The 23,064-nt window shown below is 70.0% G+C and carries 18 protein-coding genes; 1 reads left to right on the top strand and 17 read right to left on the bottom strand.

The features are described 5' to 3' along the window. Positions 1 to 35: 35 nt before the first annotated feature. From ACWD26_RS25145 to ACWD26_RS25125, 5 genes are all read right to left on the bottom strand, one after another. Positions 36 to 1,682, bottom strand: a complete 1,647-nt coding sequence (locus ACWD26_RS25145) for a glycoside hydrolase family 27 protein (RefSeq protein ID WP_451273676.1) — start codon at positions 1,680 to 1,682, stop codon at positions 36 to 38. A gap of 82 nt (positions 1,683 to 1,764) precedes the next feature. Next, entirely contained in the window at positions 1,765 to 3,186 is a 1,422-nt protein-coding gene (locus ACWD26_RS25140) for a non-reducing end alpha-L-arabinofuranosidase family hydrolase (protein ID WP_451273674.1), read from the bottom strand. A 166-nt stretch (positions 3,187 to 3,352) separates the two neighbouring features. Next, positions 3,353 to 5,662: a beta-L-arabinofuranosidase domain-containing protein gene (locus tag ACWD26_RS25135; protein WP_451273672.1), complete on the bottom strand. Its 2,310-nt coding sequence runs from the start codon at positions 5,660 to 5,662 to the stop codon at positions 3,353 to 3,355. Between the two features lie 375 nt (positions 5,663 to 6,037). Then, positions 6,038 to 7,393 (bottom strand): glycoside hydrolase family 43 protein, encoded by a 1,356-nt coding sequence (locus ACWD26_RS25130; RefSeq protein WP_451273670.1) that lies wholly within the window; start codon positions 7,391 to 7,393, stop codon positions 6,038 to 6,040. A gap of 235 nt (positions 7,394 to 7,628) precedes the next feature. Further along, the gene (locus tag ACWD26_RS25125) at positions 7,629 to 9,896 is read right to left on the bottom strand and encodes a glycoside hydrolase family 97 catalytic domain-containing protein (RefSeq protein WP_451273668.1); all 2,268 of its coding nucleotides are present in this window, start codon (positions 9,894 to 9,896) and stop codon (positions 7,629 to 7,631) included. A gap of 150 nt (positions 9,897 to 10,046) precedes the next feature. Here ACWD26_RS25125 and ACWD26_RS25120 point away from each other — a divergent pair, with 150 nt between their 5' ends. Beyond that, entirely contained in the window at positions 10,047 to 10,256 is a 210-nt protein-coding gene (locus ACWD26_RS25120) for a hypothetical protein (protein ID WP_451273666.1), read from the top strand. A 28-nt stretch (positions 10,257 to 10,284) separates the two neighbouring features. Here ACWD26_RS25120 and ACWD26_RS25115 read toward each other — a convergent pair whose 3' ends face one another. The 12 genes from ACWD26_RS25115 to ACWD26_RS25060 form a co-directional block, all read right to left on the bottom strand. Further along, complete coding sequence (locus tag ACWD26_RS25115) at positions 10,285 to 11,715, bottom strand: glycoside hydrolase family 43 protein (protein WP_451273664.1); 1,431 nt, start codon at positions 11,713 to 11,715, stop codon at positions 10,285 to 10,287. A 675-nt stretch (positions 11,716 to 12,390) separates the two neighbouring features. After that, entirely contained in the window at positions 12,391 to 13,113 is a 723-nt protein-coding gene (locus ACWD26_RS25110; protein WP_451273662.1) for a FadR/GntR family transcriptional regulator, read from the bottom strand. Next, complete coding sequence (locus ACWD26_RS25105; RefSeq protein ID WP_451273933.1) at positions 13,104 to 14,117, bottom strand: aldo/keto reductase; 1,014 nt, start codon at positions 14,115 to 14,117, stop codon at positions 13,104 to 13,106. Before ACWD26_RS25105 ends, ACWD26_RS25110 begins: the two co-directional genes overlap by 10 nt. Positions 14,118 to 14,178: 61 nt before the next feature. Then, positions 14,179 to 15,273, bottom strand: coding sequence for a PfkB family carbohydrate kinase (locus tag ACWD26_RS25100; RefSeq protein WP_451273660.1), 1,095 nt, complete (start codon positions 15,271 to 15,273; stop codon positions 14,179 to 14,181). Then, positions 15,270 to 15,902 (bottom strand): bifunctional 4-hydroxy-2-oxoglutarate aldolase/2-dehydro-3-deoxy-phosphogluconate aldolase, encoded by a 633-nt coding sequence (locus ACWD26_RS25095; protein WP_451273658.1) that lies wholly within the window; start codon positions 15,900 to 15,902, stop codon positions 15,270 to 15,272. Before ACWD26_RS25095 ends, ACWD26_RS25100 begins: the two co-directional genes overlap by 4 nt. Next, a complete protein-coding gene (locus ACWD26_RS25090; protein WP_451273656.1) occupies positions 15,899 to 16,660 on the bottom strand; it encodes an SDR family oxidoreductase in 762 nt (253 codons plus the stop codon). The genes ACWD26_RS25095 and ACWD26_RS25090 overlap by 4 nt, the downstream gene beginning before the upstream one ends. Continuing rightward, positions 16,657 to 17,700 (bottom strand): zinc-dependent alcohol dehydrogenase, encoded by a 1,044-nt coding sequence (locus tag ACWD26_RS25085; protein ID WP_451273654.1) that lies wholly within the window; start codon positions 17,698 to 17,700, stop codon positions 16,657 to 16,659. The genes ACWD26_RS25090 and ACWD26_RS25085 overlap by 4 nt, the downstream gene beginning before the upstream one ends. Next, positions 17,697 to 18,134, bottom strand: coding sequence for an RbsD/FucU domain-containing protein (locus ACWD26_RS25080; protein ID WP_451273652.1), 438 nt, complete (start codon positions 18,132 to 18,134; stop codon positions 17,697 to 17,699). The genes ACWD26_RS25085 and ACWD26_RS25080 overlap by 4 nt, the downstream gene beginning before the upstream one ends. Further along, entirely contained in the window at positions 18,125 to 19,027 is a 903-nt protein-coding gene (locus tag ACWD26_RS25075) for an amidohydrolase family protein (RefSeq protein ID WP_451273650.1), read from the bottom strand. Before ACWD26_RS25075 ends, ACWD26_RS25080 begins: the two co-directional genes overlap by 10 nt. Beyond that, a complete protein-coding gene (locus ACWD26_RS25070; protein WP_451273648.1) occupies positions 19,020 to 20,345 on the bottom strand; it encodes an L-fuconate dehydratase in 1,326 nt (441 codons plus the stop codon). The genes ACWD26_RS25075 and ACWD26_RS25070 overlap by 8 nt, the downstream gene beginning before the upstream one ends. Positions 20,346 to 20,439: 94 nt before the next feature. Next, complete coding sequence (locus tag ACWD26_RS25065) at positions 20,440 to 21,483, bottom strand: ABC transporter permease (RefSeq protein WP_451273646.1); 1,044 nt, start codon at positions 21,481 to 21,483, stop codon at positions 20,440 to 20,442. Continuing rightward, complete coding sequence (locus ACWD26_RS25060; RefSeq protein ID WP_451273644.1) at positions 21,476 to 23,041, bottom strand: sugar ABC transporter ATP-binding protein; 1,566 nt, start codon at positions 23,039 to 23,041, stop codon at positions 21,476 to 21,478. The genes ACWD26_RS25065 and ACWD26_RS25060 overlap by 8 nt, the downstream gene beginning before the upstream one ends. Between the last annotated feature and the right edge of the window lie 23 nt (positions 23,042 to 23,064).

Here is a 23,064-nt window from a genome sequence, read left to right as displayed (position 1 = left end):
CGCTCAGGACGCCGCCGCCGGCTTCGGAGGGTGGGTTACGGCAGCGTGGTCCACTTCTGGTTGTTCTGGCCGTTGCAGGTCCACAGGATGGCCGGGGTCCCGTTGACGGTTCCTGCCTGTTCGGCGTCCAGGCACAGCCCGGCGTTGACGTTGCGGATCGACCCGTCGGCCTGCCTGGTCCACTTCTGGTTGTTCTGGCCGTTGCAGGGCCAGATGATGACCCGTGTGCCGTTGGTGGTGCCCTGGTTGGAGGCGTCCAGGCACTTGTCGCCGTAGACGCGGATCTCGCCTCCGGCCCAGGTGGTCCAGAGCTGGTTGGCGGCGGTGTGGCAGTCCCAGAGCAGTGTCGTCGTCCCGGCCGCGGTGGCGGCGCGGTCCACGTCCAGGCAGCGGCCGGACCCGGTACCGCGCAGGCGTGCGGTGGTGGCGGCCAGCGGGCTGCCGCCGCTCATCTTGAACACGGCGACACCATGCGCCGGGACGCTCGCCGAGATCTGGCCGGACGTGCTCGACGTAGCGCCGGTCCACAGGTCGGTGAGGGTGAACGGCCCGCCGGTGAGGCCGACTTGCGCGGCCGTGGCGGTGATGGTCGTGGCGCTCCCTCCCCGGTTGAACAGACCCACGGCGACCGAGCCGTCGGACAGGGGCTTGGCGAACACCTCGGTGGCGCCGTCGTCGCGCACCCTGCGCCCGCCCGCGCCCAGCGAGTCCTGGTTCACCGCCAGCAGGCGGGGGTTGCGCAGGATCGCGCTCACGTCGGCGGACATGGTGCGGATGTCGTTGCCGGCCATGAGGGGTGCCGAGAGCAGCGCCCACAGGGCGAAGTGGGAGCGGGACTCGGTCAGTGACAGACCGGGACGGCCGACTACCAGCATGTCGGGGTCGTTCCAGTGGCCCGGGCCCGACTGGGCGGCCAGGGGCGCGGTGACGTCCAGGACGTTGCCGACGCCCATGGGGTAGCTGTTGGTGTTGCCGTTCTGCCAGATGTCGAGCAGGTCCTCGGTCGTCCGCCACAGGTCGGCGACCTCACCCCAGTCGTACTTGTCGCCGGTGGGGGCGTGGAAGCTGTTGGGATTGATGCTGTAGACGATCGGGCGGCCGGTGGCGCGCAGGGCGTCGCGCATGATGGTGAACTGTGCGATCTGTTCGTCGAGGGTGCCGTTGCCGGAGCACCAGTCGTACTTGAGGTAGTCGACGCCCCAGGAGGCGAACGCGGCGGCGTCCTGGGCCTCGTGGCCCTTGCTGCCGGTGGAGCCGGGGTAGGTGCCCACGCCCTGAGCGCACGTTTTCTCGTTGGGTGCCTGGTAGATGCCGAACTTCAGGCCCTTGCTGTGGATGTAGTCCCCGAGCGCCTTCATGCCGCTGGGGAACTTGGTCGGGTTGGCCCGGAGGTTGCCCGCCGCGTCACGCTGGGGGTCGAACCAGCAGTCGTCGACGACGACGTACTGGTAGCCCGCGTCCTTCATGCCCGAGGACACCATCGCGTCGGCGGCCTGGCGCACCTGGGCCTCGGTGATCCCGCACCCGAAGCTGTTCCAACTGTTCCAGCCCAGTGGAGGGGTGAGCGCGGGGCTGCCCGGTGCGGCCTCGGCGGTCGTGCCGGCGGAGGCGGTGACGCAGGCGGTGAGCGTCAGTGCCGTGGCTGCGAGGAGACGCAGCAGTCGTTTGTGCAGGTGAACCATGGGGGGTCCTTCCTGGGAGGCGGCCGAAGCCGCCTCCCGGCCTGAAGGTACGGTCACGTGCTTGTGATCATGCGTGTGCGGGTCAGCGCTGCAGGGTGAGGACACCCGGCCGGTACGGCCACTTCAAGTAGTCGGTGCCGCTCGCGGTGGCGCCCCTGCCCTGGTAGAGGAACTGCAGGTTGCAGGGGTCGATGGTCTTGGTCTGGTCGGGGTTGTTGCGGACCAGGTCACCGTGGCTGATGTCGTTGGTCCAGGTGGCACCGCTGTTGGCCTTGCCCGCGAAGGGGCTGCTCTCGCTGCCGGCCTGCACGGTCCACGGACCGTTCAGGCTGGAGGCGGTGAACGAGCGGAAGTAGCGGCCGTTCGCGCCCCGCGCCTCGACGATCATGAGGTACTGGTTCTGGCCCTGGACCTTGTAGACCTCCGGCGCCTCGAACACTCTGTCCGCGGTGTCGCTCAGGACCGTCGTGTACGACGAGCCGAAGTTGCCCGGGAAGTTCGCGAGCGGCATGGTCGACTTGTAGATCTTGCCGTTGTCACCGGCGAAGAACAGGTGCATGTTCTGGTCGTCGGCGATCAGGGTCTGGTCGATCGGGCCCGTGGGGGAGTTGTCGGTGCTGGGCAGGGTGCCGGTGAACAGCGGCTGCGGCGCGGACCAGCTGTTGGGGTTGGTGGGGTCGGTCGACGTGCGGTAGTTGAAGGGCCAGCCGCCGGCCCACTGGGAGGCCATCACCCAGATGTTCTTGGGCGCGAAGTAGATCAGCGTGGGCGCCACCGCGCCCTGGCTCATGGCGGTCTGGGGGGCGGTCGCCATGTCCGACCAGTTCGTGAAGGAGCCGAAGCCCATCGAGCGCCAGTTGCTGCCGTCGGAGTACGTCCCGTAGACCAGGTGCTTGCCGTTGTGCGTCACGGTGGTGAAGTCCTTCAGCGCGGCCCACCCGTTGGCCGGCTGCGCCAGTGCACCCGTCGAGGTCCACCGGTAGGTCGACGGAAGAGAACACGTGCCGCTCGGCGGTGCGGACAGGCCGGTCCACTTCTGGTTGCTGCCGCCGTTGCACGTCGAGATCTCCACCGCCGTGCCGTTGGCCGTACCGGAGCCCGTGGCGGTCAGGCAGAGCCCGGACTGCACGCCGACGACCGTGCCGTCGGTGTTCACCCGCCACTGCTGGTTCGCACCGCCGTTACAGGCCCAGATCACCGGCCGGGTCCCGGGTGTGGTGGCCTGGCCCGGAACATCCAGGCACTTGTTGCCGTACACGGTCAACTGGTTGTTGTCCGTCAGTGTCCACTGCTGGTTGGTCCCGCCCCAGCAGTCCCAGAGTTGCAGGTTTGTGCCGTCGGTCTGGCTGGCGCCCGGCACATCCAGGCACCGGCCGGAACCGACGCCGCGCAAGGCGCCGCTGGTGGCCGCCTGAGCCGGGTTGGCGACGAGCGTCGCCGCCGATGCGACCAGGGCCGCGAGCGCCACGGCGAGATGTCTGCGGCTGAAGGTACGTCTGAGCATGGGGACCTCATTCCTTGGGTGAGCGGTTCCGGCCGGCCCCGTCAAAAGGCCGACCGGAGGTGATGTGCTGCGACCAGCCCCCAGGCGTTCGTTATTTCGAACGATGGTCGAAGCATCGGTTAGATGGAAGGGCGGAGAGCGACGAGAACCTGGTGGTGCGAAGGGCTCAGTTCCTCACGATGCGCCACCGGTTGTCGGCGGTGCCGTCGTCCGAGTCCTGGACCGCGAACGCACCGACAGCGGTGGAGTCGTTCGCGATGGCGAGCAACTTGCCGCTGTTCTCGTTGCGGATCTTGTAGGTCCCGTCTCCCTGGTCGAGCAGCGTCCATCGGTGGTCGGCGGTGCCGGTGTCCGACCACTGCAGGACGGTCGCGTCGTCAGCCGTGGACATGTTCAGGACGCCGAGCACCTTGCCGCTGTGGGCGTTGCGGAAGCGGACCGCGTTTCCGTCGGTGATCATGTACCAGTCGTGGTCGGCGGTGCCGTTGTCCGACCACTGCAGAGCGCGGCCACCGTCGGCCGTGGACATGTTCTGGATGCCCAGCAGGAGACCGCTGGCCACGTTGACGAGACGGACGCTGCCACTGGTGTTCCAGTAGACGGTGTAGTTGTGGCCGTGCGCGTCGTGGAACGGGCCCAGGTTCACGGTGGAGCCGTTGGCGGTGGCGGTGAAGGCGAGGGAACTGCTGCTGGTGCGTGTGATCGAGGACGTGTTCAGCGTCGGCGGAGAGCTGAGCGAGGAGTTGCCGTAGTTGCCGGACAGGACCACCGGGCCGTAGGTGATCGCGGCGACGTTCGCGTTGTCGTTGGCCGCTCGCATGACGATCCGCATGGGCAGGCGGACGGTGACCGTGTCGCCGGAGGTCCAGGAGCGGGTCAGGGTGGCGTAGCTGCCGGGGTTGGTGGCGATGTTCTGCTGCGTGCCGTTGACGCTGATGGTGGCCCCGGTGGTCCAGCTCGGGATGCGGATGCGCATCGCCCAGGTGCCGCTGACGTTGCCGGTGACCTGCAGGGTGGTGGTGTCGCTGACGGGATAGGTCGTGGTCTGGGTGACCGTGATTCCGCGCTCCGACCAGTTGAGCACCGAGGGCACGAACATGTTGACGATCAACGTGTTGTCACTGCGGTAGTAGATGGAGTCCATCAGCCTGGTGTGCATCTCCAGGCCGGTGCCCTGACAGCACCAGAAGGTGCCGTAGTCGGTGCTCCAGGTGCCGCCGCCCCACGCCGGGCCCACACCGCGTCGGCCGCCCGGGTTGAGCGAGGTGAAGTAGGTGACGTGGCCGTGGTCGTCGGCCGGGTTCTGCTGGCCGATCATGTGGTTCAGCCACGCCCGCTCGTAGTAGTCGAACAGCGCGGCCCTGTTCGGGTCCAGCGCGAACAACTCCCGGGTGAGAAGGAGCATGTTGAAGGTGTTGCAGCTCTCGCACGTGTCCTTGTTCAGGAAACCGGCGATGGCGTTCGGGGCGCGGAAGTGCTCCGCCTGGCTGTTGCCGCCGATGGCATAGGTGTGCGCGTTGACGGTGATGTTCCAGGCGTTGGTGGCGATGTCCCGGTAGCGGGTGGTGCCGGTGGCCTTGTACTCCCGGGCGGCACCGATCCACTTGGGTACCTGGGTGTTGGCGTGCAGTCCGTTGAGCCGGTCCTGGTTGGCCGCCAGGGGGTCGAACACCGCGGCGTGGTCGAACCGCCGGGCGACGGTGAGCCACCGCGCGTCGCCCGTCTGCTGGTAGAGATCGGTCAGCACGGTGTTCATGCCGCCGAACTCGGTCTGCAGCATGGTCTGCATCTGCTGGCTGGTCAGCCGGCCGGTGCGCCAGTCGACCCATCCCGCCAGGGCGAGCAGCACGTCACGGGCCTGTGTGCTGCCGATGTGGCGCCAGACGTCCAGCAGGCCGACGAGGGTCTTGTGGATGGTGTAGTACGGCACGTTGCCGTTGCTCAGGGTCCGCTGCTCGAGAGCGGTGAAGTCGGACTCGGGGTAACCGGAGAGGTACCCGGCGTTGAAACCGGCGGCGCTGTTGTTGGCCTGGCACTTGGCCAGTTCCGCGACCATGTGGGTGGCCTTGTCCCGGCAGACGGTGTCCCCGGTCACGGCGTACAGCTGTGCCCATGCCGAGAGGAAGTGCCCTTGGACGTGGGTGCGGAAGGGGAAGTCCGGCGCGTCCCAGCCGCCCGTCGCGGCCGCGCCGTTGGTGGACAGCCGGTGGTTGGCGCGGAAGTTGTACAGCAGCCGGTCGACATCGACGAACCGCAGGTAGTTCCGCGTACGGTTCTGGTTGTCCAGCCACCGGCTCGCGGTGAACCGGACCTGGCCGAATTCGAAGGGGTGCGCGGAGACCCCGATGTCGGCCCTTGCGGGAGGGACGACCGCCGCGTGGGCGGGAGATGCGCCGATGAAGGATCCGGTGGCAGAGGCGGCGGCGGTGGCCCCGGCTATTTGCAGGAGGCGCCGTCTGCTGACGGAGGAGGCCATCTTGCACCTTTCGGTGGGAAGGAGCGATTGCTCGGTCGTTGGTCTGTTGGCTCACATGGCCGACGGGCGACGACAGCCTGGGGTCCGTGGGGGTCTCGGTCCCCTCAGTCCGCTCCACAAATACATGGGATGGATTAGCGGGTACGAACGTTGCCCGTGTCTAGTCGTGCGACACGAAATACTCGGCCACTTCCCGATGTGTGTCCGGAAGGCGCCCTGGCGCCGAGCCAAACATTGGATGTGCCGAGGTCGCTGTCGGTGTACGCCTGCGACAGAATGATCAGGGAGTGGCCGTCGCAGCGGCCGTGGAGGTCGCGGAGGCCCGCGCCGCCGCGGGTGGGGTCCGCGACGGCACGGCGGGGTGGGCCGGACAGGTCAGGCCCAGGGACTGACCACCGTGAAGGAGCTGTCGGCTCGGAAGGTGTCGGTGTTCTGGTAGAGGTCCACGCGCAGCGCGTAGTCGTAGTGGCGGAGGTAGCGGCCGGGGTAGTTGTACGACTCCAGGCTGATGGATCCGGATGTGCTGCCGGGACGGGCGCAGTACGTGGCGTCCTTGTTGAAGACGGCCGTGCCGTTGCTCGCGTCGAAGCGGACCCGGTAGTCCCAGTGGCGGAGATAGCGGCCGGCGGAGTCACGGAAGGAGTAGCAGTTGGCGTCCGCGAGGCCGGGCACGACGGTGAAGGTCGCGCTCTGCTTGACGGCGGTGCTGCTGGAGGCGCTCACCGGGTCGATGTAGCCGAGGCTGTCGGAGCGCACCACGGCGGACCGTCCGGGGAAGTTGACCGACTGCAGTGACCTGGTGGTGTTGGTGGGCAGGGTGACACCGCCGGAGACCGTCTCCTTCAGCACGGTGGCGTGGCGTATGAAGCCGGTCAGCCCGGGCACCTCGGTGGGCGTGGTCCAGGTGACGAAGTTGTCGTAGCTGTCGCTGTACCAGTACTTCCCGGCGCGGTAGCCGTCGTAGTAGATGCGCCAGCCTCCGTTGTCGAGCTGGACCAGGGCCGGGCCCTCGACCCAGTCGCCGAAGCCGGCCCAGTTGCCCGTCTTCCGCATCGTGTACGGGCCGGTGAGGCTGGAGGCGGTGGCGTACTCGATGTACTTCGTCGTCTCGTTCTTGGTGAACGCGTGGTACGTGGAGCCGATCTTGACGACGAAGGTGTCGATGTAGTTCGGGCCGATGCCGGAGAGCTGGGTGGGGGCCGACCAGGTGGTCAGCGCGGAGTTGGTCGCCGTGATCTTCCAGGCGGTGAAGTGGGTGGCGGTGCTCGCCGACGTCAGCGACATGATGACGTTGACGCTGCCGTCGCTGTCGACGAACCACTCCGGCGCCCAGGTGCGGGTCAACCCGCTGATCGGGAGGGTGTAGTTGTACAGGAACGTCCAGTTCACCCGGTCGGTGCTCCGAGCGAAACCGATGGTGTTCCCGGTCCAGTTGGTGGTGTAGGTGATGTAGTAGAAGCCGTCCGTGTGCTTGAAGATGCTGGGGTCCCGGATGAGACCGGACGGCGGGGTGTAGGCGGGGCCCTTCCGCAGGGTGAATCCGGTGGCGTCCGGCGAGTCGTACACGTACATGTTCGACTCGCTGCTGTTGGTGAACGCGGTCATCGTGTACCGCGTGGCCTGCCCGGCCGGTGGGGCGGCGGCCGTGGCGGTGCCCTGAAGGGCGGGGAAGCCCAGGAGGACCAGCAGCGGGCCCAGTAGGGCGCAGAGCGTTCTTGTGGTTCTGTTCAACTCTTCCTCCGGGCTCGGCCAGTCCCGCTTGGCCGCTCGCCGTGTGGGGACGCGTTGGTCGAAATGTCGAACAATGTGCGGAACTTCGAGCAGAAGATAGATTTGTGCCAGGGTTCCGTCAATGTTTCCGACGGTTTCCGTTCTGGTGCGGCTCGCGCCGCCCGGTTGAGACCCCGGGGGCGGGAGTGGCAACCCCCGCCCCGCGTGAGCGGCCTGGCTGTCTCGTTCAGCGGCATCAGGAGACGGTGAACATCTGGTGGTCGGCGCCGTCGAACGGGCGTTGCTCCAGCTGGTCGCCCTGGGCGCTGCCCGCGGTGAGGTAGAGACCGCTGTGGCGGTTGAGGAGCCGGATGCGGCCGTTGCCCGCGTCCTCCGCCAGCCATTCGTCGTTGGTGTTCGCGTTGGCTTCGTACGGGTACTGGACGGCCTTCGCGCCCGCGTCGCGGGAGGCCCACCGGGTGACGACGTCCTTGCCACTCGCCTGGTTGACGATCCGCGTGTATCCGTCGCCGAGGGGCACGAACACGAAGCGCTGGTTGGTGCCGCCGGTGCCGGGCCAGCGGATGATCGCGGCGTCGTTCGCGAGGCTTCCGCTCTTCACGTCGAGTACGTGGCTGCTGCCGGAGACGGTCACCGTGCGGTTCCCGGTCGGGATGACCGGGACCTTGGTCAGCTTGACCACATGGCCGCCGTTGGCCACCGCCGGGACGCTCAGCGTGTCACCGGCCTGGATGACCTTGCTGGTGCGGGTCAGGCCGTCGGAGCCGTCGGTGGTGATCTCCGCGTGCCAGGTACCGGAGCCGAGGAAGGTGGTCGGGTAGCTGATGGTGGTGGCGCCGCCGCGCCTGAGGGCCCCGACGAACCACCGGTCGCCGTCGCGGCGCGCGATGACCCCTCCGGTGAGCGGGTCGCCCGAGACGTACTTCGTCTCGTCCCACGCGGTCGGCAGCATGCGCAGCCACCGCTGTGCCTCGGGCCGGGCCTGGTAGTCCGGGATGCGGCTGCCGGGCAGCATGATGCCGCTGTCCAGGAGTACACCGAGGGCGAGTTCGGCGGCGTCGCTGTTCGGGTTGCGCTGCTGGAAGCTCATCGGCGAGTAGTCGGCGGGGCCCAGTACACCGCGGGTGAACGGCAGTGCGGCCACGTGTCCGATGTCCCGGCCGCCAGGGTATTCCTCGCCCCGGACGGCCTCATTGGTCAGCACGTGCGGCCAGGTGCGGTGGACACCGACGGACAGGCGCGAGCCGTGCAGGTCGACCATCAGTCTGTAGCGTGCGGTGTCGGCCAGGGCCGCGTCGTACCACTGCTGACGGGCCCGGGTCTCGGAACCCATGAAGTCCATCTTGACGCCGACGGCACCCCACCCGGTGATCTTGGTGAACTCGGCGTCCCGCTCGGCGGCGGTGTCCAGGTCCTGCCAGTGATACCAGAGCATGATCCGCACGCCGCGCTCCCGGGCGTAGGTCACGAGCTCGGGAATGATCGCCTGGTTGGCCTTCCACCCGTCGTCCACGAGGAGATAGGGCCAGCCCTGCGAGGAGGCGTAGTCGGCCCACTGCTTGAGCTTGGTCAGGTCGCGCTGGGTTTCGAACATGCCGTCCAGCCACGGCCACGCGGCGATACCCGGCTTGATCCACGAGGTGTCGGAGATCTTCGAGGCGGGCGCGACGTCGTCGACCAGCGTGGACTCGACGACCGTCGCCGTGCTGCCGATGGTGGCGGTGCGCCAGGCCGTGGTGAACGCGCCGGACCGCGCGATCTGCGCGTCGGCCAGCGCGACGGTGAACCGGCCGGTGCCCTGGGTGTGGGTGAACCAGCCACCCGAATAGCCACCGTCCACACCGGACTCGGCCAGCAGCACCCGCGCGCCGTTGGTCTGCTGGGCCAACATGCCCATGTCGTAGGAGCCCGCCGGGACGTCGGTGACCGTAGAGGTCACATAACCCCTCTCGTGATCGGGGCTGAACACCTGCCGGGACAGCTGGGCGTCGGTCGGCAGCTCGAACGACGTCGCCTCTCTCAGCACCGTCGCCCCCGACGGCAGCTCGTAGCGCAGGGCCATACCGTCCGCGGACGTGCGGACGTGCACGGTGAGCTGCGCGGAGCCCTTCGCGAACACCAGTCTCGTCTCGGTCGCGGACCGCGTCCGGTCGCGGGACTTCCCCGCTTTGACCTCGTAGTCGTACGAGACGGGCGTATCCGTGCGACGGACGAACTCCAGTCCGGTGGTGTAGTCGACCTGGCTGGTCACCAGCCCGATCGGAGCGGGTATCAGGGCTTGGCGGCAGTTCCAGGTCGCACCGAGCGTGAGGGCGCCGTTCGCGTCCAGCGCCACGGTGGCGCGCACGCCGTCACAGCCGGTCTGTGCGACACCGGGCTGGACCGAGGTCCAGCTCCCCGGTGTGGCGGCGGATGCGGGCACCGCGGTGAGCGAGCCCACGCCGGCGAGGACGGCCACGGCCGTACCGGCGACTTGAATCCCGCTTCGTTGGAGGAGTTTCATGCGGCCCTTCCGGGTGGTTGGAGATGGTCCGCCGCGTATCGCTCGCGTCGAGAGTCGGAGGGAGATTGCCTTTTCATCCCATCACTGTCAAGGGATAACACCGCAAATCCCGGAATTGCCGCGTGATTTGGGCCTACGATCCGACCTTTTATGGGATGTCTGGCGGAGGGTATCGCTCATGCCCAGGGGCTGACCGCCGTGGTGCTGGAGGACGTCACCGGGTCGATGAAGCCGCGACTGTCGGACCGCGCGACGGCATGGCGGCAGGGGAAGTTGACCGACCGGAGCGAGCGGGTGGTGTTGGCCGGCAGGGTGGTGTCCTCCGGTGACCGGGCCGACGCTTTCCAGGGGGAGCGGTGAAGGCGTCGGGTTCCCTGCCGGAGTCGGGTCAGTTCGTCACGCGGAAGGTGGCGTCGCCGCGTGCTGTCGCGGTGGTGATGGGGTCGAGGCGGAGTTGGTAGGCGTAGTGGCGGATGTAGCGGTCGGGGTGGTTGTAGGACTGGAAGGAGGACCAGGTGGAGTCGGCGAGGCCGGCGACCTGGCGGAAGGTGGCGTCGGCGGCGAACTGGGCGGTGCCGTCGTTGCGGACCAGTTGGAAGTCGTTGTTGGCGTGCCGCAGGAAGTGGCCGCGGTAGTTCACCGACTCGAAGGAGACGGTGCCGGAGCCCGCAAGGCCGGGCCGCAGCCGGAACTGTGCGTCCGGGCCGGTGATGTTCTGGTCGATGCGCACATCGAAGTTGGCGTGCCGCACGTACCGGTCCTGGAAGTTGAACGACTGGAGCCGCTTGGCCGGGATGTCGCTCCAGCGTGCGAGCACGCGGGTCTCCTCGGCGGCCGTGAGGGGCAGGATCGAGCCGTGGCGCTTCTTGGTGCCGCCCATGTTGTAGCTGCCGGACGCCGGAAGCTGGTAGGTGCCGGGGGCGGAGGGGTTGGTCGTCGTCACCGGCATGTAACCGCGTCCGGAGGCGTACTGGTCGAGGTAGAGCGCCCACTCGTCGCGGTCGCGGAACTTCATCCACATCGGGCCCTCGACCTGGGCACCGGTCAGGCCGATGCCGGAGAGGTTGCCGAGGTTCGTCCACGTCCCGAGGATCGAGTTGCTGCCTTCGAGGGTGATCTGGCCGTCACCTGAGGCCCGTACGTAGCGGTAGTTGCCGACGCCGGCCGGCACCTCGACGATCTGGGTGTCGATGAGTTCCTGGGTACCGGGGCGGTCGATGTAGATCTGCGGGGTGGTGATGGTGCGGAAGTCGCTGGTGCGGGCGTAGAAGATGCGGTGCTTCGTCTTGCCGTTGAGGGGCACGTTCGTCGCCCAGTACAGGACGTAGTCGTTGGTCTCGGAGTCCCAGATCGCCTCCGGCGCCCAGGCGTTGCGTCCGTCGGGGATGGCTCCGGCGACGTTGAGCAGCCACGGCTCCGACCAGTTGATCAGGTCCGTCGACTCCCACACCACCAGGTTGCGGCTGCCGTTGTTGATGGAGTCCGCCCACGACTGCCCGCAGCTGATGCACAGGTCGGTCGCGATGATCCAGTACTTGCTGCCGTCGGGGGATCTCACCAGTGCGGGGTCACGCACCCCCTTCGTGCCGACCGTGGAGCGAAGGGCTGTTCCGCCGCCGTTGAGATCGGTCCAGTTCAGGCCGTCCGTGCTGTACGAGAAGTAGATCTGCTGGCCGTTCGACCCCTCTCCGATGAAGTGCGTCATCAGGTAGCCCGGGTCGGCGGCGGCCGCCCGGTCCGGCGTGATCAAGGCTTGGGAGGCGAAGAGCAGGCACGCGGCGAGGAGTATCGCCGACAGCCGGGCGCGAAGCGCGGACATGTTCATCTCCTGTCGTTCTGCGAAGGCCGCCACCGGGCGGGGAGCGCACGATTGTGGGATCGCGGGGGGCGAAGCTCCGTGTCCGTGTTGGCGGGACACGACCCGATGCCGCGCGACGCGGAAGAGCCGACTGAGTCCGGGGGGCGGGGTGTCTTCCGTGTGCGGTGCGCTTCGCCGTGGCGACGGCGGGACTGGGCACACGATGCCGGCGCGTCCTTGGCGACAGCTTGTAGGTGAGGGCACGGTTGTCGCCCGAGCGGGGGCGGTAGTGGTGCGAGGCCGACTGGGCGGTTGTCGATCGGAGTGCGCGTGGGCGCGGTGCGGCGAGACGGTCTGTTGCTTCTCTCTGCGCCTGTGAGGCGGCTCTTCGCCTGTGCCGCTTTGGCGTCCTTCCCGGCGTCCCTTCTTGAGCATTGACCGATATGCCGAACGGTGTTCGTGGGGTCGGGCAGACGTTAAGTGGGGGAAACAGAAGGCGTCAATACCTCCGGCAGCGTTACCCCGGGGAACTGAAGGGGCTGGTCGCGGTCGGCGAAAGTGGCAGGGAACAGCCTGGCGGGGCAGGCGGGGCTCTACCCCGCCGGTGCCGTTCGGACGGCGCGGCCCCCGGGACCGCTGTTCTGTCCGCCGCGGTGGTCGAGCAGTGTCGGAGCACGGTCGGGCGGGCCCCACCCGTCACTCCTCGGCTGTCATGCCCCACGGGAGGGCTTCCCGCGAACGCAGGTGCGCTTTCAGCCACTGCTCGGTGTTGCTGACATGCAGCAGCGCGGCGGCCTTGCTGAGGGAAGCGTCGCGGACGGACAGTGCCCGGAAGATCGCCTCGTGCTCGGCGAGGGTCCGGCCCGAGGCCTGGGTGTCGACCAGACCGCGCCAGATGCGGGCGCGCAGCGTACGCCCGGAGATGCTCTCCAGGAGCGTGAGCAGAGATTCGTTGCCCGTGGCCGAGATGACGGCGCGGTGGAAGGCGGCGTCGTGGACGTTGAGCCGCTCCACGTCGTCACGGGCCTCGCGCATGGCCTCCAGATGCCGCTCGACCTCGGCGAGCTGCTCGTCGGAGATACGGGTGGCGGCCAGCGCGGTGGCGACCGGTTCCAGGAGCCGCCGTACCTCCATGAGGTCCTGCAGCGCGGCGGAATCACCCTGCAGCAGTTCCACCGCACCGCCGAGCCCCTCCAGGAGCAGGCTCGGCTGCAGGCTGGTCACATAGGTGCCGTCGCCCCGCCGGACCTCCAGGACCCGGGCGACGGCCAACGCCTTCACGGCCTCCCGGGCGAGGTTGCGGGAGAGGCCGAGCTGGGCGGCCAGCTCCGGTTCCGGCGGGAGCTTCGAGCCCGGCGGCAGCGCTCCGCTGCGGATCAGCTCCCGGATCTGCGCTATCGCCTTGTCCGTCAGAGACACCGCGCGCTCCTTCCGGACCCGTTCGCCGCGGGCACGTCCGACCTGATGAGCCCCCGGGCGCGGAGATCGTCCCAGAGACTTTCGGGGATGTGCTGACGGTGGAGTTCCACGTTCCGTCCGACCTGTTCCGCGGTCCGCATACCAAGGGTGACGTTGATGATATCGGGATGGCTGTACGGAAAGGCGACCGCTGCCGCGGGCAACGTCGTACCGTGCGCCGCGCAGACCTCGGCGATCGTCCGAGCGCGGGCCACCAGGGCCGGGGGAGCCTCCTGGTAGTCGTACCTCATGCCCTCGGCGGGACGGTCGCGGGAGAGCAGTCCCGAGTTGAACACGCCGACGGCCACCACGCTCTTGCCGAGTTCCCGCGCGGCGGGCAGGACGTCGTCCAGCGCCGACTGGTCGAGGAGGGTGTAGCGGCCGGCGAGCATCACCACGTCGGCGGCCGTCTCGCGCAGGAAGCGGGCGAGCATGGCGGACTGGTTCATGCCGGCGCCGATCGCGCCGATCACCCCTTGGTCGCGCAGTTCCGCCAGGGCCGGCATGGCCTCCTCGGCCGCCTGCTTCCAGTGGTCGTCGGGATCGTGCAGGTAGACGACGTCCAGGCGGTCCAGTCCCGTACGTTCCAGCGTGTCCTCGATGGACCGCAGGACCCCGTCCCGGCTGAAGTCCCACTGCCTGCGCAGGTCGTCCCGCACGACGAAGCCCTCGTCGTCGGTGCCCCGCGGGTGCTCGTTGGGGACGAGCAGACGGCCGACCTTGGAGGAGACGACGTACGTGTCACGCGGCCGGTCACGCAGAGCCGCGCCCAGGCGCCGCTCGGAGAGGCCGAGGCCGTAGTGCGGTGCGGTGTCGAAGTACCGGATGCCCGCCGCCCAGGCCGCCTCGACCGCGGCCTGCGCCTCGTGCGCCGGGGTGACTCTGTAGAGGTTGCCGATGACGGAGGCCCCGAAGCCGAGTTCGGTGAGCTCGACGTGAGTGCCCCCGATCCTCCGGCACCCCATGCTTCGCTGTGTCAACTGATCTCCCTGAAGAAGCGGGGACGGCGTGACCGCCACATGCCTGTCACCGTCTGACCGCGGCCGAGCCGCCCGCCATGAGCGCCTCCACCTCGGCGAGCGAGGCCATGGACACGTCGCCGGGGGTGGTCATGGTGAGGGCGCCGTGCGCGGTCCCGTAGGCCAGGGCGCGGTCCAGTCCGGCGACGTCGAGGTCCGCCACGGGCCTGGCACCCGCCGCCGGTCCGCCCTCGTCACCGCCGTCGGTCAGCAGTCCGTAGATCAGGCCGGCCGCGAAGCCGTCACCTGAGCCGATGCGGTCCAGGACGTGCAAGCCGGACATCTCCGGGCCGCGGACGAACCCGGTACGGGCCGACCAGGCGGCCGAGGACCAGTCGTTGACCCCGGCGGAGGGCACTTTCCGCAGGGCCGTCGCGAGCACCTCGGCCCGGGGCAGGAACCCGGCCACCTCGACGAGGGCGTCCCGCACCTCGTCCGCCTCGACGCGTACCGCTCCCGGGTACGGTCCGGCGAGGCCCAGGGCGCCCACCACGACGTCGGCGTGCGGGGCGAGGCGCAGGTCGACCTCGCGGGCCCGGTCCGCGCCGCCCCGGCCGTCCCAGAGACTGGGGCGGTAGTTGGGGTCGTAGGAGACCGTCACGCCGTGCCGCCGCGCGGCCGCCATGGCCTCGTCCGCGACGTCCACGGTGGTGTCCGACAGACCGGCGAAGATGCCGCCGGTGTGGAACCAGCGCGGACCCGAGGAGAAGACCGCGTCCCAGTCGACGTCCCCCTTGCGCAACCGCGAGACGGCCGTGCCCGCGCGGTCGCTGACGCCCAGCGCGCCCCGGATGCCGAAGCCGCGCTCGACGAAGTTGAGGCCGTTGCGCGCGCTGCGGCCCATGCCGTCCGCGGGCACCCAGCGGATCAGCGAGGTGTCGACGCCCCCCTGGAGGATCAGGTCCTCGACCAGCCGGCCCACCGCGTTGTCGGCGAGCGCGGTCACGACGGCCGTACGCAGGCCGAAGCAGCGACGCAGTGCGCGTACGACGTTGTACTCACCCCCGCCCTCCCAGACCTGGAAGGTGCGGGCGGTGCGGATTCTGCCCTCGCCCGGGTCGAAGCGGAGCATCACCTCGCCGAGGGCCATCACGTCGGTCACGTCGCGCTCCCGTGCACGGCCTCGGCGGTCAGCCTGCGGATCTCCACGTAGTCGTCCCGCTCGAGATGGGCAGGGGTGGCCATCCAGCTGCCGCCGACGGCGAGGACCGCCGGGACGGCGAGGTAGGAGGGCAGGCGCGGGGCGTCGATGCCACCCGTCGGCACGAACCGTGCCCGGGGGAAGGGTGCCGCGAGGGCGCGCAGCATCGGGATGCCGCCGAGCGGTTCGGCCGGGAAGAGCTTGACGGTGTCGAGGCCGGCCCGCAGGGCGCGCATCAGCTCGGTGGCGGTGGCGATGCCGGGCACCACGGGCACTCCCAGCTCGCGGCACCTGGCGACGACGTCCTCGTCGAAGCCGGGGGAGACGACGAAACGGGCCCCGGCCGCCACCGCACGGTCCACCTGCTCGGGCGTGAGGACCGTACCGGCGCCGACGGCCAGGCCGCCGTGGGCGGCCATCGTCTTGAGTACCTGCTCGGCGTCGGGGGTGCGGAAGGTGACCTCGGCGCACCGGGCGCCGCCCGCCGCGAGCGCGTCGGCCAGCGGACCGGCGGTCGCGGCCAAGGGCACGGTCAGCACCGGCATCACGCGGGCGCCGGCCAGCACCGTGGCCAGGTCGGTGCCGGTCATCGGCCGAGCCATCCGCCGTCGACGGGCAGTACGGCGCCGTGCACGTAGGCGGAGGCGTCCGAGGCGAGGAACACGGTGGCGCCCGCGAGGTCGTCGGCGCTGCCCCAGTGCCCGGCCGGAATACGGTCCAGGATCGCCTTGCTGCGGACGGGGTCGTCCCGTAGGGCCTGGGTGTTGTCGGTGGCGATGTAGCCGGGCGCGATGGCGTTGACGTTCACTCCGCGCGGGGCCCACTCGTTGGCCAGGGCCTTGGTCAGGCCGGCGATGCCGTGCTTGGCGGCGGTGTAACCGGGCACGGTGATCCCGCCCTGGAAGCTGAGCAGCGACGCCGTGAAGATGATCTTCCCCCGGCCGCGCGCCACCATCGCCGCGCCCACCGCCCGGCTGAGGGCGAACTGCGCGGTGAGATTGACCTGGAGGACCAGGTCCCAGTCGGTGTCGGTGTGCTCGGCGGCCGGGGCGCGGCGGATGGTGCCCGCGTTGTTGACGAGGATGTCCACCGGCCGCTCGCGCGCGGCGAGGTCCGCGCCCAGTGCCCGTACGGCGTCCGGGTCGGCCAGGTCGGTGCGGATGCCCTCGAAGGCGCGCCCGGCGGCGACGACGTCCTTCTCCACGTCGCTGCCGGTCTCCTCCAGTGAGGCGCTCACCCCGATGACGTCCGCTCCGGCCTCGGCGAGCGCGCGGGCCATGGCCCGGCCGATGCCGCGGCGGGCGCCGGTGACGACGGCGAGCCTGCCGGTCAGGTCGAAGGCGTTCACTGGGCGGCTCCCTGGGAGTCGTCGGTGCAGTCCACGAGGATCTTCATCACGTCGCCGCCGCCCTCCAGGGCCTCGAAGGCCGCGGGCGCCTCGGTGAGCGGCACGACCTTGCTGATGAGCCGCTCGGCCGGAACGGTGCCGTCGGCCACCAGGGTCACCGCCCGTTCGAAGTCGGCACGGTCGTACAACCGGGCGCCCACGAGGGTGAGTTCACGCCAGAAGAAGCGGTGCAGGTTCACCTCGCGGGGCCGTGGGTGGATGGCGACCAGGCACAACCGGCCGCGCACGCCGAGAACCTCGACGGCGGTGTTCACTCCGCCTTGCGCGCCGGAGACCTCGAAGGCGACGTCCGCGCCGGCGTCGCCGGTCCACTGGCGGACCAGCTCGGGCAGGTCATCGGCGGCCGGGTCCCAGGTGGTCAGCCCCAACTCCTCGGCGAGCAGCCGCCGGTGGGAGCTGAGCTCGACCACCCGGACGTCGGCTCCGGCGGCCCGGGCGACCAGGGCGATGAGGATGCCGACGGGTCCGCCGCCGACCACGACGGCCTTCTCGTCCTCGGCGATCTGGGCGCGGCCGACGTCGTGCACCGCGACCGCGGTGGGCTCCACGAGGGCGGCCCGGTCCAGGGGGAGGGAGTCGGGCAGCCGCACTAGGGTCGTGGCGGGTACGGTCCAGCGCTGCTGCATCGCGCCGGGGGAGTCGATGCCGATGAAGTCCAGTTGCTGGCAGATGTGCTGGTGGCCGGCCTGGCAGGCCGGGCAGGTGTCGTCCCAGCGCAGCGGCATCACGGTGACCGCGTCACCGGGCGACCAGCCCTCCACTCCCGCACCGACCCGCACGATCCGGCCGGACATCTCGTGCCCGAGGACGGCGGGGGCGGCGACCCGGGCGTCCATGTCGCCGTGGAAGATGTGCAGGTCGGTGCCGCAGATACCGACGTAGGCGGGGGCGATCTCCACCTCGCCGGGGCCGGGGGGCGGGCTCTCGGCGGGCGAGGTGTCCAGGGTGCGGGCGGCGAGGTAGCGGACTGCGAGTGTCATCGTGTTCTCAGGGTCCCTTCAGCGCGGACGCCGATGGTGAGCAGCAGGTTGGCGTAGGTGCGGATGTCGGCGGTGACGATGGCGAGAGCCAGGTCGGGGGAGCGGGCGGCGTCGTAGAACTCGAAGCGGCCGAGGGTCTCGACGGGGACGGGCGCCAGCATCGAGCGGTACTCGGCGATGGCCGGCGGCTCCGGCTCACCCTCGGGCGGCACCATCACGTGTGCCGACTCGACGGGCAGTGCGCGCAGCAGGACGTCGAGCACGGTGCTGACGTCCAGCAGGCCCGGCGCCAGGTTGAGATGGACGGTCCTGGCGCGGTCGCCGGTGGCGGTGCTCGCCGGGTAGTGGCCGTCGGCGAGCAGGACCCGGGCTCCGTGCCCGGCGCCCGCCAGGGCTTCGAGGATGCCCGGGTGCAGGAGTTCGGTCAGCAGCATGGAGTGCCCTCCTTCCTTAGTGCGGGATCGAGGCGGTAGAACGTGGTGGCGGTACCGGCGAGGACCGCCTCGGTCTCGGCGGCGGAGCAGCCGGCCAGGAGTTCCTCGACGGTGGCGGCCCAGCGGTTCCAGCCGCCGGCGAGGACGCAGACCGGCCAGTCGGAGCCGAACATCAGCCGGTCGGCGCCGAAAGCGTCCAGCAGGACCTCCCACACCGGCCGGATGTCGTCGACGGTCCACTTCTCGTGGTCGGCCTCGGTGACCAGGCCCGACACCTTGCACCGCACCTGGGGATGCGCGGCCAGCCGCCGCACGCCCCGCTCCCAGTCGTCCAGGTCCCGCCGCGCGATGGGTGGTTTGCCGGCGTGGTCGAGGACCAGGGGAAGGCCGGGGAGGCGTTCGGCCAGGCGGGTCGCCTGGGGGAACTGGTGGCCGCGGATCAGCACGTCGTATCCGAGGCCGCGTTCACCCACCGCCCGCAGACCCCGTTCCACGGACGGCCGTTGCAGCCATGCCGGATCCTCTTCGCCCTGGACGAGATGCCGTAGGGCCCGCAGGTACGTTCCGCCGGGTCCGGCGCGCAGTGCGTCGAGTACGTCACCGATCGCCGGGGACGTGAGGTCCGCCCAGCCGACGACCGCGCCGATGAGCGGGTCACTGCCGGCGAGCGCGAGGAACTCGCGCGTCTCGTCGACCGACGTCACGCACTGGACGAGCACCGTGCGCTCCAGCCGCCGGCCCGCGACGGCCGCGGTCGCCGCCGTGCGCAGGTCGGCGGTGCCGAACGTACGGCGGATGGGCTCGTGGCCGGGCTCGTCCAGCCAGGACTGCGGCCGGATGCCCAGGTCCCACACATGGTGGTGGGCGTCGACGAGGCCCTGGACGTCAGACACGGGCCGTCCAGACGGGGCCGTCGGGGTAGACGTACTCCTTGAGCGACGCGGGGTGCATCTGCGCGCTGAGTCCGGGCAGTTGGGGCGCCCGGTAGTGGCCGTCGGCGATGCGGACCGGGTCCACGAAGTGCTCGTGCAGATGGTCGACGTACTCGATGACGCGGTCCTCGGTCGAGCCGGAGACGGCGACGTAGTCGAACATCGACAGGTGCTGGACCATCTCGCACAGGCCCACGCCGCCCGCGTGCGGGCAGACCGGCACACCGAACTTCGCGGCGAGCAGCAGGATCGCGATGTTCTCGTTGACGCCGCCGACCCGCGCGGAGTCGATCTGGACGATGTCCACCGCTCCGGCCTGGAGGAGCTGCTTGAACACGACCCGGTTGGCGATGTGCTCACCGGTGGCGACCTTGATGGGGCTGACGGCCTTGCGGACGGCGGCGTGGCCGAGGATGTCGTCGGGGGAGGTCGGCTCCTCGATCCAGTACGGGTCGTAGGGGGCCAGGGCGCGCATCCAGTCGATCGCCTCCTGGACGTCCCACCGCTGGTTGGCGTCCACCGCGACGCGGATGCCGTCGCCGACGGTCTCCCGGGCGGTGCGCATCCGCCGTACGTCGTCCTCCAGGTCCGCCCCGACCTTCAGCTTGATCTGGGTGAAGCCGTCGGCGACGGCCTCGCGCGCCAGGCGGGCCAGCTTCTCGTCGGAGTAACCGAGCCAGCCGGGGGTCGTGGTGTAGGCGGGGTAGCCCCGTTCCAGCAGCCGGGCGATCCGCTCCTCGCGGCCGGGCTCGGCGCGGCGCAGGATCCGCAGGGCCTCCTCGGGGGTGAGGGCGTCGCTGAGCCAGCGGAAGTCGACCTGCGCGACCAGTTCCTCGGGCGACATCTCGCCGAGGAAGCGCCACACGGGCTTCCCGGCCCGCTTGGCGGCGAGGTCCCAGGCCGCGTTGACGACGGCTCCGGTGGCCATGTGGATGGCGCCCTTCTCCGGGCCCAGCCAGCGCAGTTGGGGATCATGCACGAGGGAGCGGGAGAAGGCCCCGAGGTCGGCGCAGACCTCCTCGACGGACAGGCCGACCACGTGCGGGGCGAGGGCCGCGATGGCGGCGGCCTGTACGTCGTTGCCGCGGCCGGTGGTGAAGGCGAGGGCGTGGCCCTCCAGTCCGTCACCGGCGTCGGTGCGCAGGACGACATAGGCGGCGGAGTAGTCGGGTTCGGGGTTCATGGCGTCCGAACCGTCGAGGTGTTCGGAGGTGGGAAACCGCACGTCCAGGACGTCCAGGGCGATGATGCGGGCGGATGAGGGCACGGTGGAGGACATGGCGGCAACTCCTGTGAGCGGCAAGGGGGAATCGGTCCCCTCGCGAGAGACGTGAACGCGGCGGAGGTCGGGCGGCCGGCGACGGCCGCCCGGGTCACTCCTGGACCTTGCCGCCGGTGATGCGGGAGATGGCGAGGGCGACCAGGATGATCAGGCCGTTGAGGGCGCCGATCCACTGGGCGGGGACGCCCGCCAGCGTGAGCACGTTCTGGATCATGAAGAGCAGCAGGATGCCGCAGAACGCGCCGAACATGGTCCCCTTGCCGCCGTTGAGGCTGATCCCGCCGATGACGGCGGCGGCGAAGACGGTGAAGATGTAGCCGTTGCCCTGCGCGGACGCCACTGAGGCGAGGCGTCCGGAGAGCATCAGCCCGGCGAGCGCGGCGAGCAGGCTGCCGGTGACGATGACGATCCACAGCACCCGGTCGGTGCGGATGCCCGCCGCCTTCGCCGCGTCGACGTTGCCGCCGATGGCGTACAGGGAACGGCCGAAGCTGGTCCAGCCGAGGACGACGATGGCGACCGCGAACAGGGTGAGGCAGAGCCAGATGGAGGCGGGGATCCCGAACCACTGGGCGGTGCCCAGGTAGAGCATCGACTCCGGCAGCTGGAAGAAGGTCTGGCCACCGGATATACCGGTGAGGACACCGCGCAGCACGATCAGCATGCCGAGGGTGACGATGAAGCCGTTGAGGCCGAAGCGGATGATCAGCAGGGCGTTGATCACCCCGACGAGTGCGCCCACGGCGAGGGTGAGGGGCACGGCCCAGGCGCCGGGGAGCAGTCCGAGCCCGTGGCCCGCGCCGGTCGGCACCACCAGCCAGGCCGCGACGCCGGGCGCGAGGCCCATGGTGGACTCCAGCGACAGGTCCATCTTCTTGACGATCAGGACCATCGTCTGGGCGAGGACCAGCAGGGCCATCTCGGACATCGTCTGGAGGACGTTGACCAGGTTGTCGGCCTGGAGGAAGACCGGGTTGACGATCTGGCCGACGATCGCGATGACCACGATGGCCGGTACCAGCGCGAGGTCGCGCATCCTGGCCAGAGGGACCCGGCCGCCGAACAGGGCCGTCCGCCGGGCCCGCGGCCGGGTGGCCTGGGCCGGGGCGGTGTCCGCGAGGACGGTTTCAGGCATGCAGGTCCACTCCTTCCATCGCGGCCACGAGTTCGTGGTCGTGCCAGCCGCGAGCGATCTCTGAGGTCACACGGCCCTGGAACATCACCAGGACCCGGTCGCACATGCGCAGGTCGTCGAGTTCGTCGGAGGCGATGAGCACCCCCGTGCCGGTCCCCGCGGTCTCCTCGACCTTGCCGAGGAGGAACTCCTTGGAGCGCACGTCCACGCCCGCGGTCGGATTGATCAGCACCAGCAGCTGCGGGTCGTCGGCCAGGGCCCGCGCCATGACGACCTTCTGCTGGTTGCCCCCGGACAGCGCGGAGACCGGCAGTTCGGGCCCCGGGGTCTTGATCGCCAGCTTCGCGATCATGCTCTCGGCGAGCCGGTCACGGCGGCCGCGGTTCAGGAACCCGCCCTGGCCCAGACGCCTGGGCACGGACAGGGTGGCGTTGTCCGCGATCGACATGTCCGGCACGAAGCCCTGGTGGTGCCGGTCCTGGGGGACGAACCCGGCGCCGGCGGCGAGCGCCGCGGGCACACTGCCCGGTCGGGGCCGCCTCCCGGCGATCTCCACCTCGCCCGCCGCTGCCGCCCGGAGCCCGACGACGGTCTCGGCGACCTCGGTACGCCCGCTCCCGGCGGCGCCCGCCAGCCCGACGATCTCCCCGGCGCCCACCTGGAAGGTCACGTCACCGTAAGCGCCGTCACTGCCCAGCGCCCGCACGGACAGCGCGGGTGTGGCGGTGCGGTCGAGGGTGCTCGACCGCGCCTGCAGCCGGTCGATCGCCGCCTCGCCGGTCATCGCGGCGACCAGCTCGGTGCGGGGAAGCTCCGCGACCGGCGCGGTCACGATGTGCCGGGCGTCCCGGAACACCGTCACCATGTCGCAGATCTCGTAGACCTCCTGGAGATGGTGGCTGATGAACAGAAGGGTCACACCCTGGCGTTGCAGGTCGCGGATGCGGTCGAAGAGCCGGTTGATGGCGGCCCCGTCGAGCTGGGCGGTCGGCTCGTCGAGGATGATGAACCGCGCCCCGAAGGACAGCGCCCGGGCGATCTCCACGAACTGCCGCTGCTCGACGGTCAGATCGCCGGCCGGGGTCTGCGGGTCGACCTCCACCGACCAGGTCGACAGCAGCTCCTGCGCCCGGCGGCGCACACCCTGCCAGCTGATGAGCCGGCTGCGGCCATGGTCGTGCCGGTTCAGGAAGAGATTCTCGGCGACGGTCAGAGTGGGGATGATCGTCGACTTCTGGTAGACGCAGGCCACGCGCCGGCGCCAGGCGTCGCGGTCCGCGAGTCGTGGTGCGGGGCTGCCGCCGAAGGTGACCGTTCCCTCGTCGGGGGCCTGCAGGCCGGTGAGGACCGACACGAGCGTCGACTTGCCGGCTCCGTTGCGGCCGACGAGCGCGTGGGTCTCGCCGGGCCTGATGGTGATCCGGGCGCCATCGAGGGCCACCGTCGGACCGAATCGTTTGACTATGCCCGCCGCCTCGACGACGGGCGGGCCCACCTGGGACCGTCCGTCGTCCGCCGGGGCGGGCGCGGGGCTGACTGCTCGCTCCCCGTCACTCATCACAACCGCCTTGTGTTCGTTAG

Source organism: Streptomyces sp. NPDC002787 (assembly GCF_053592095.1).
Note: the sequence above shows the minus strand (reverse complement) of the source record. Positions and strands in the feature narration are given on the sequence as shown.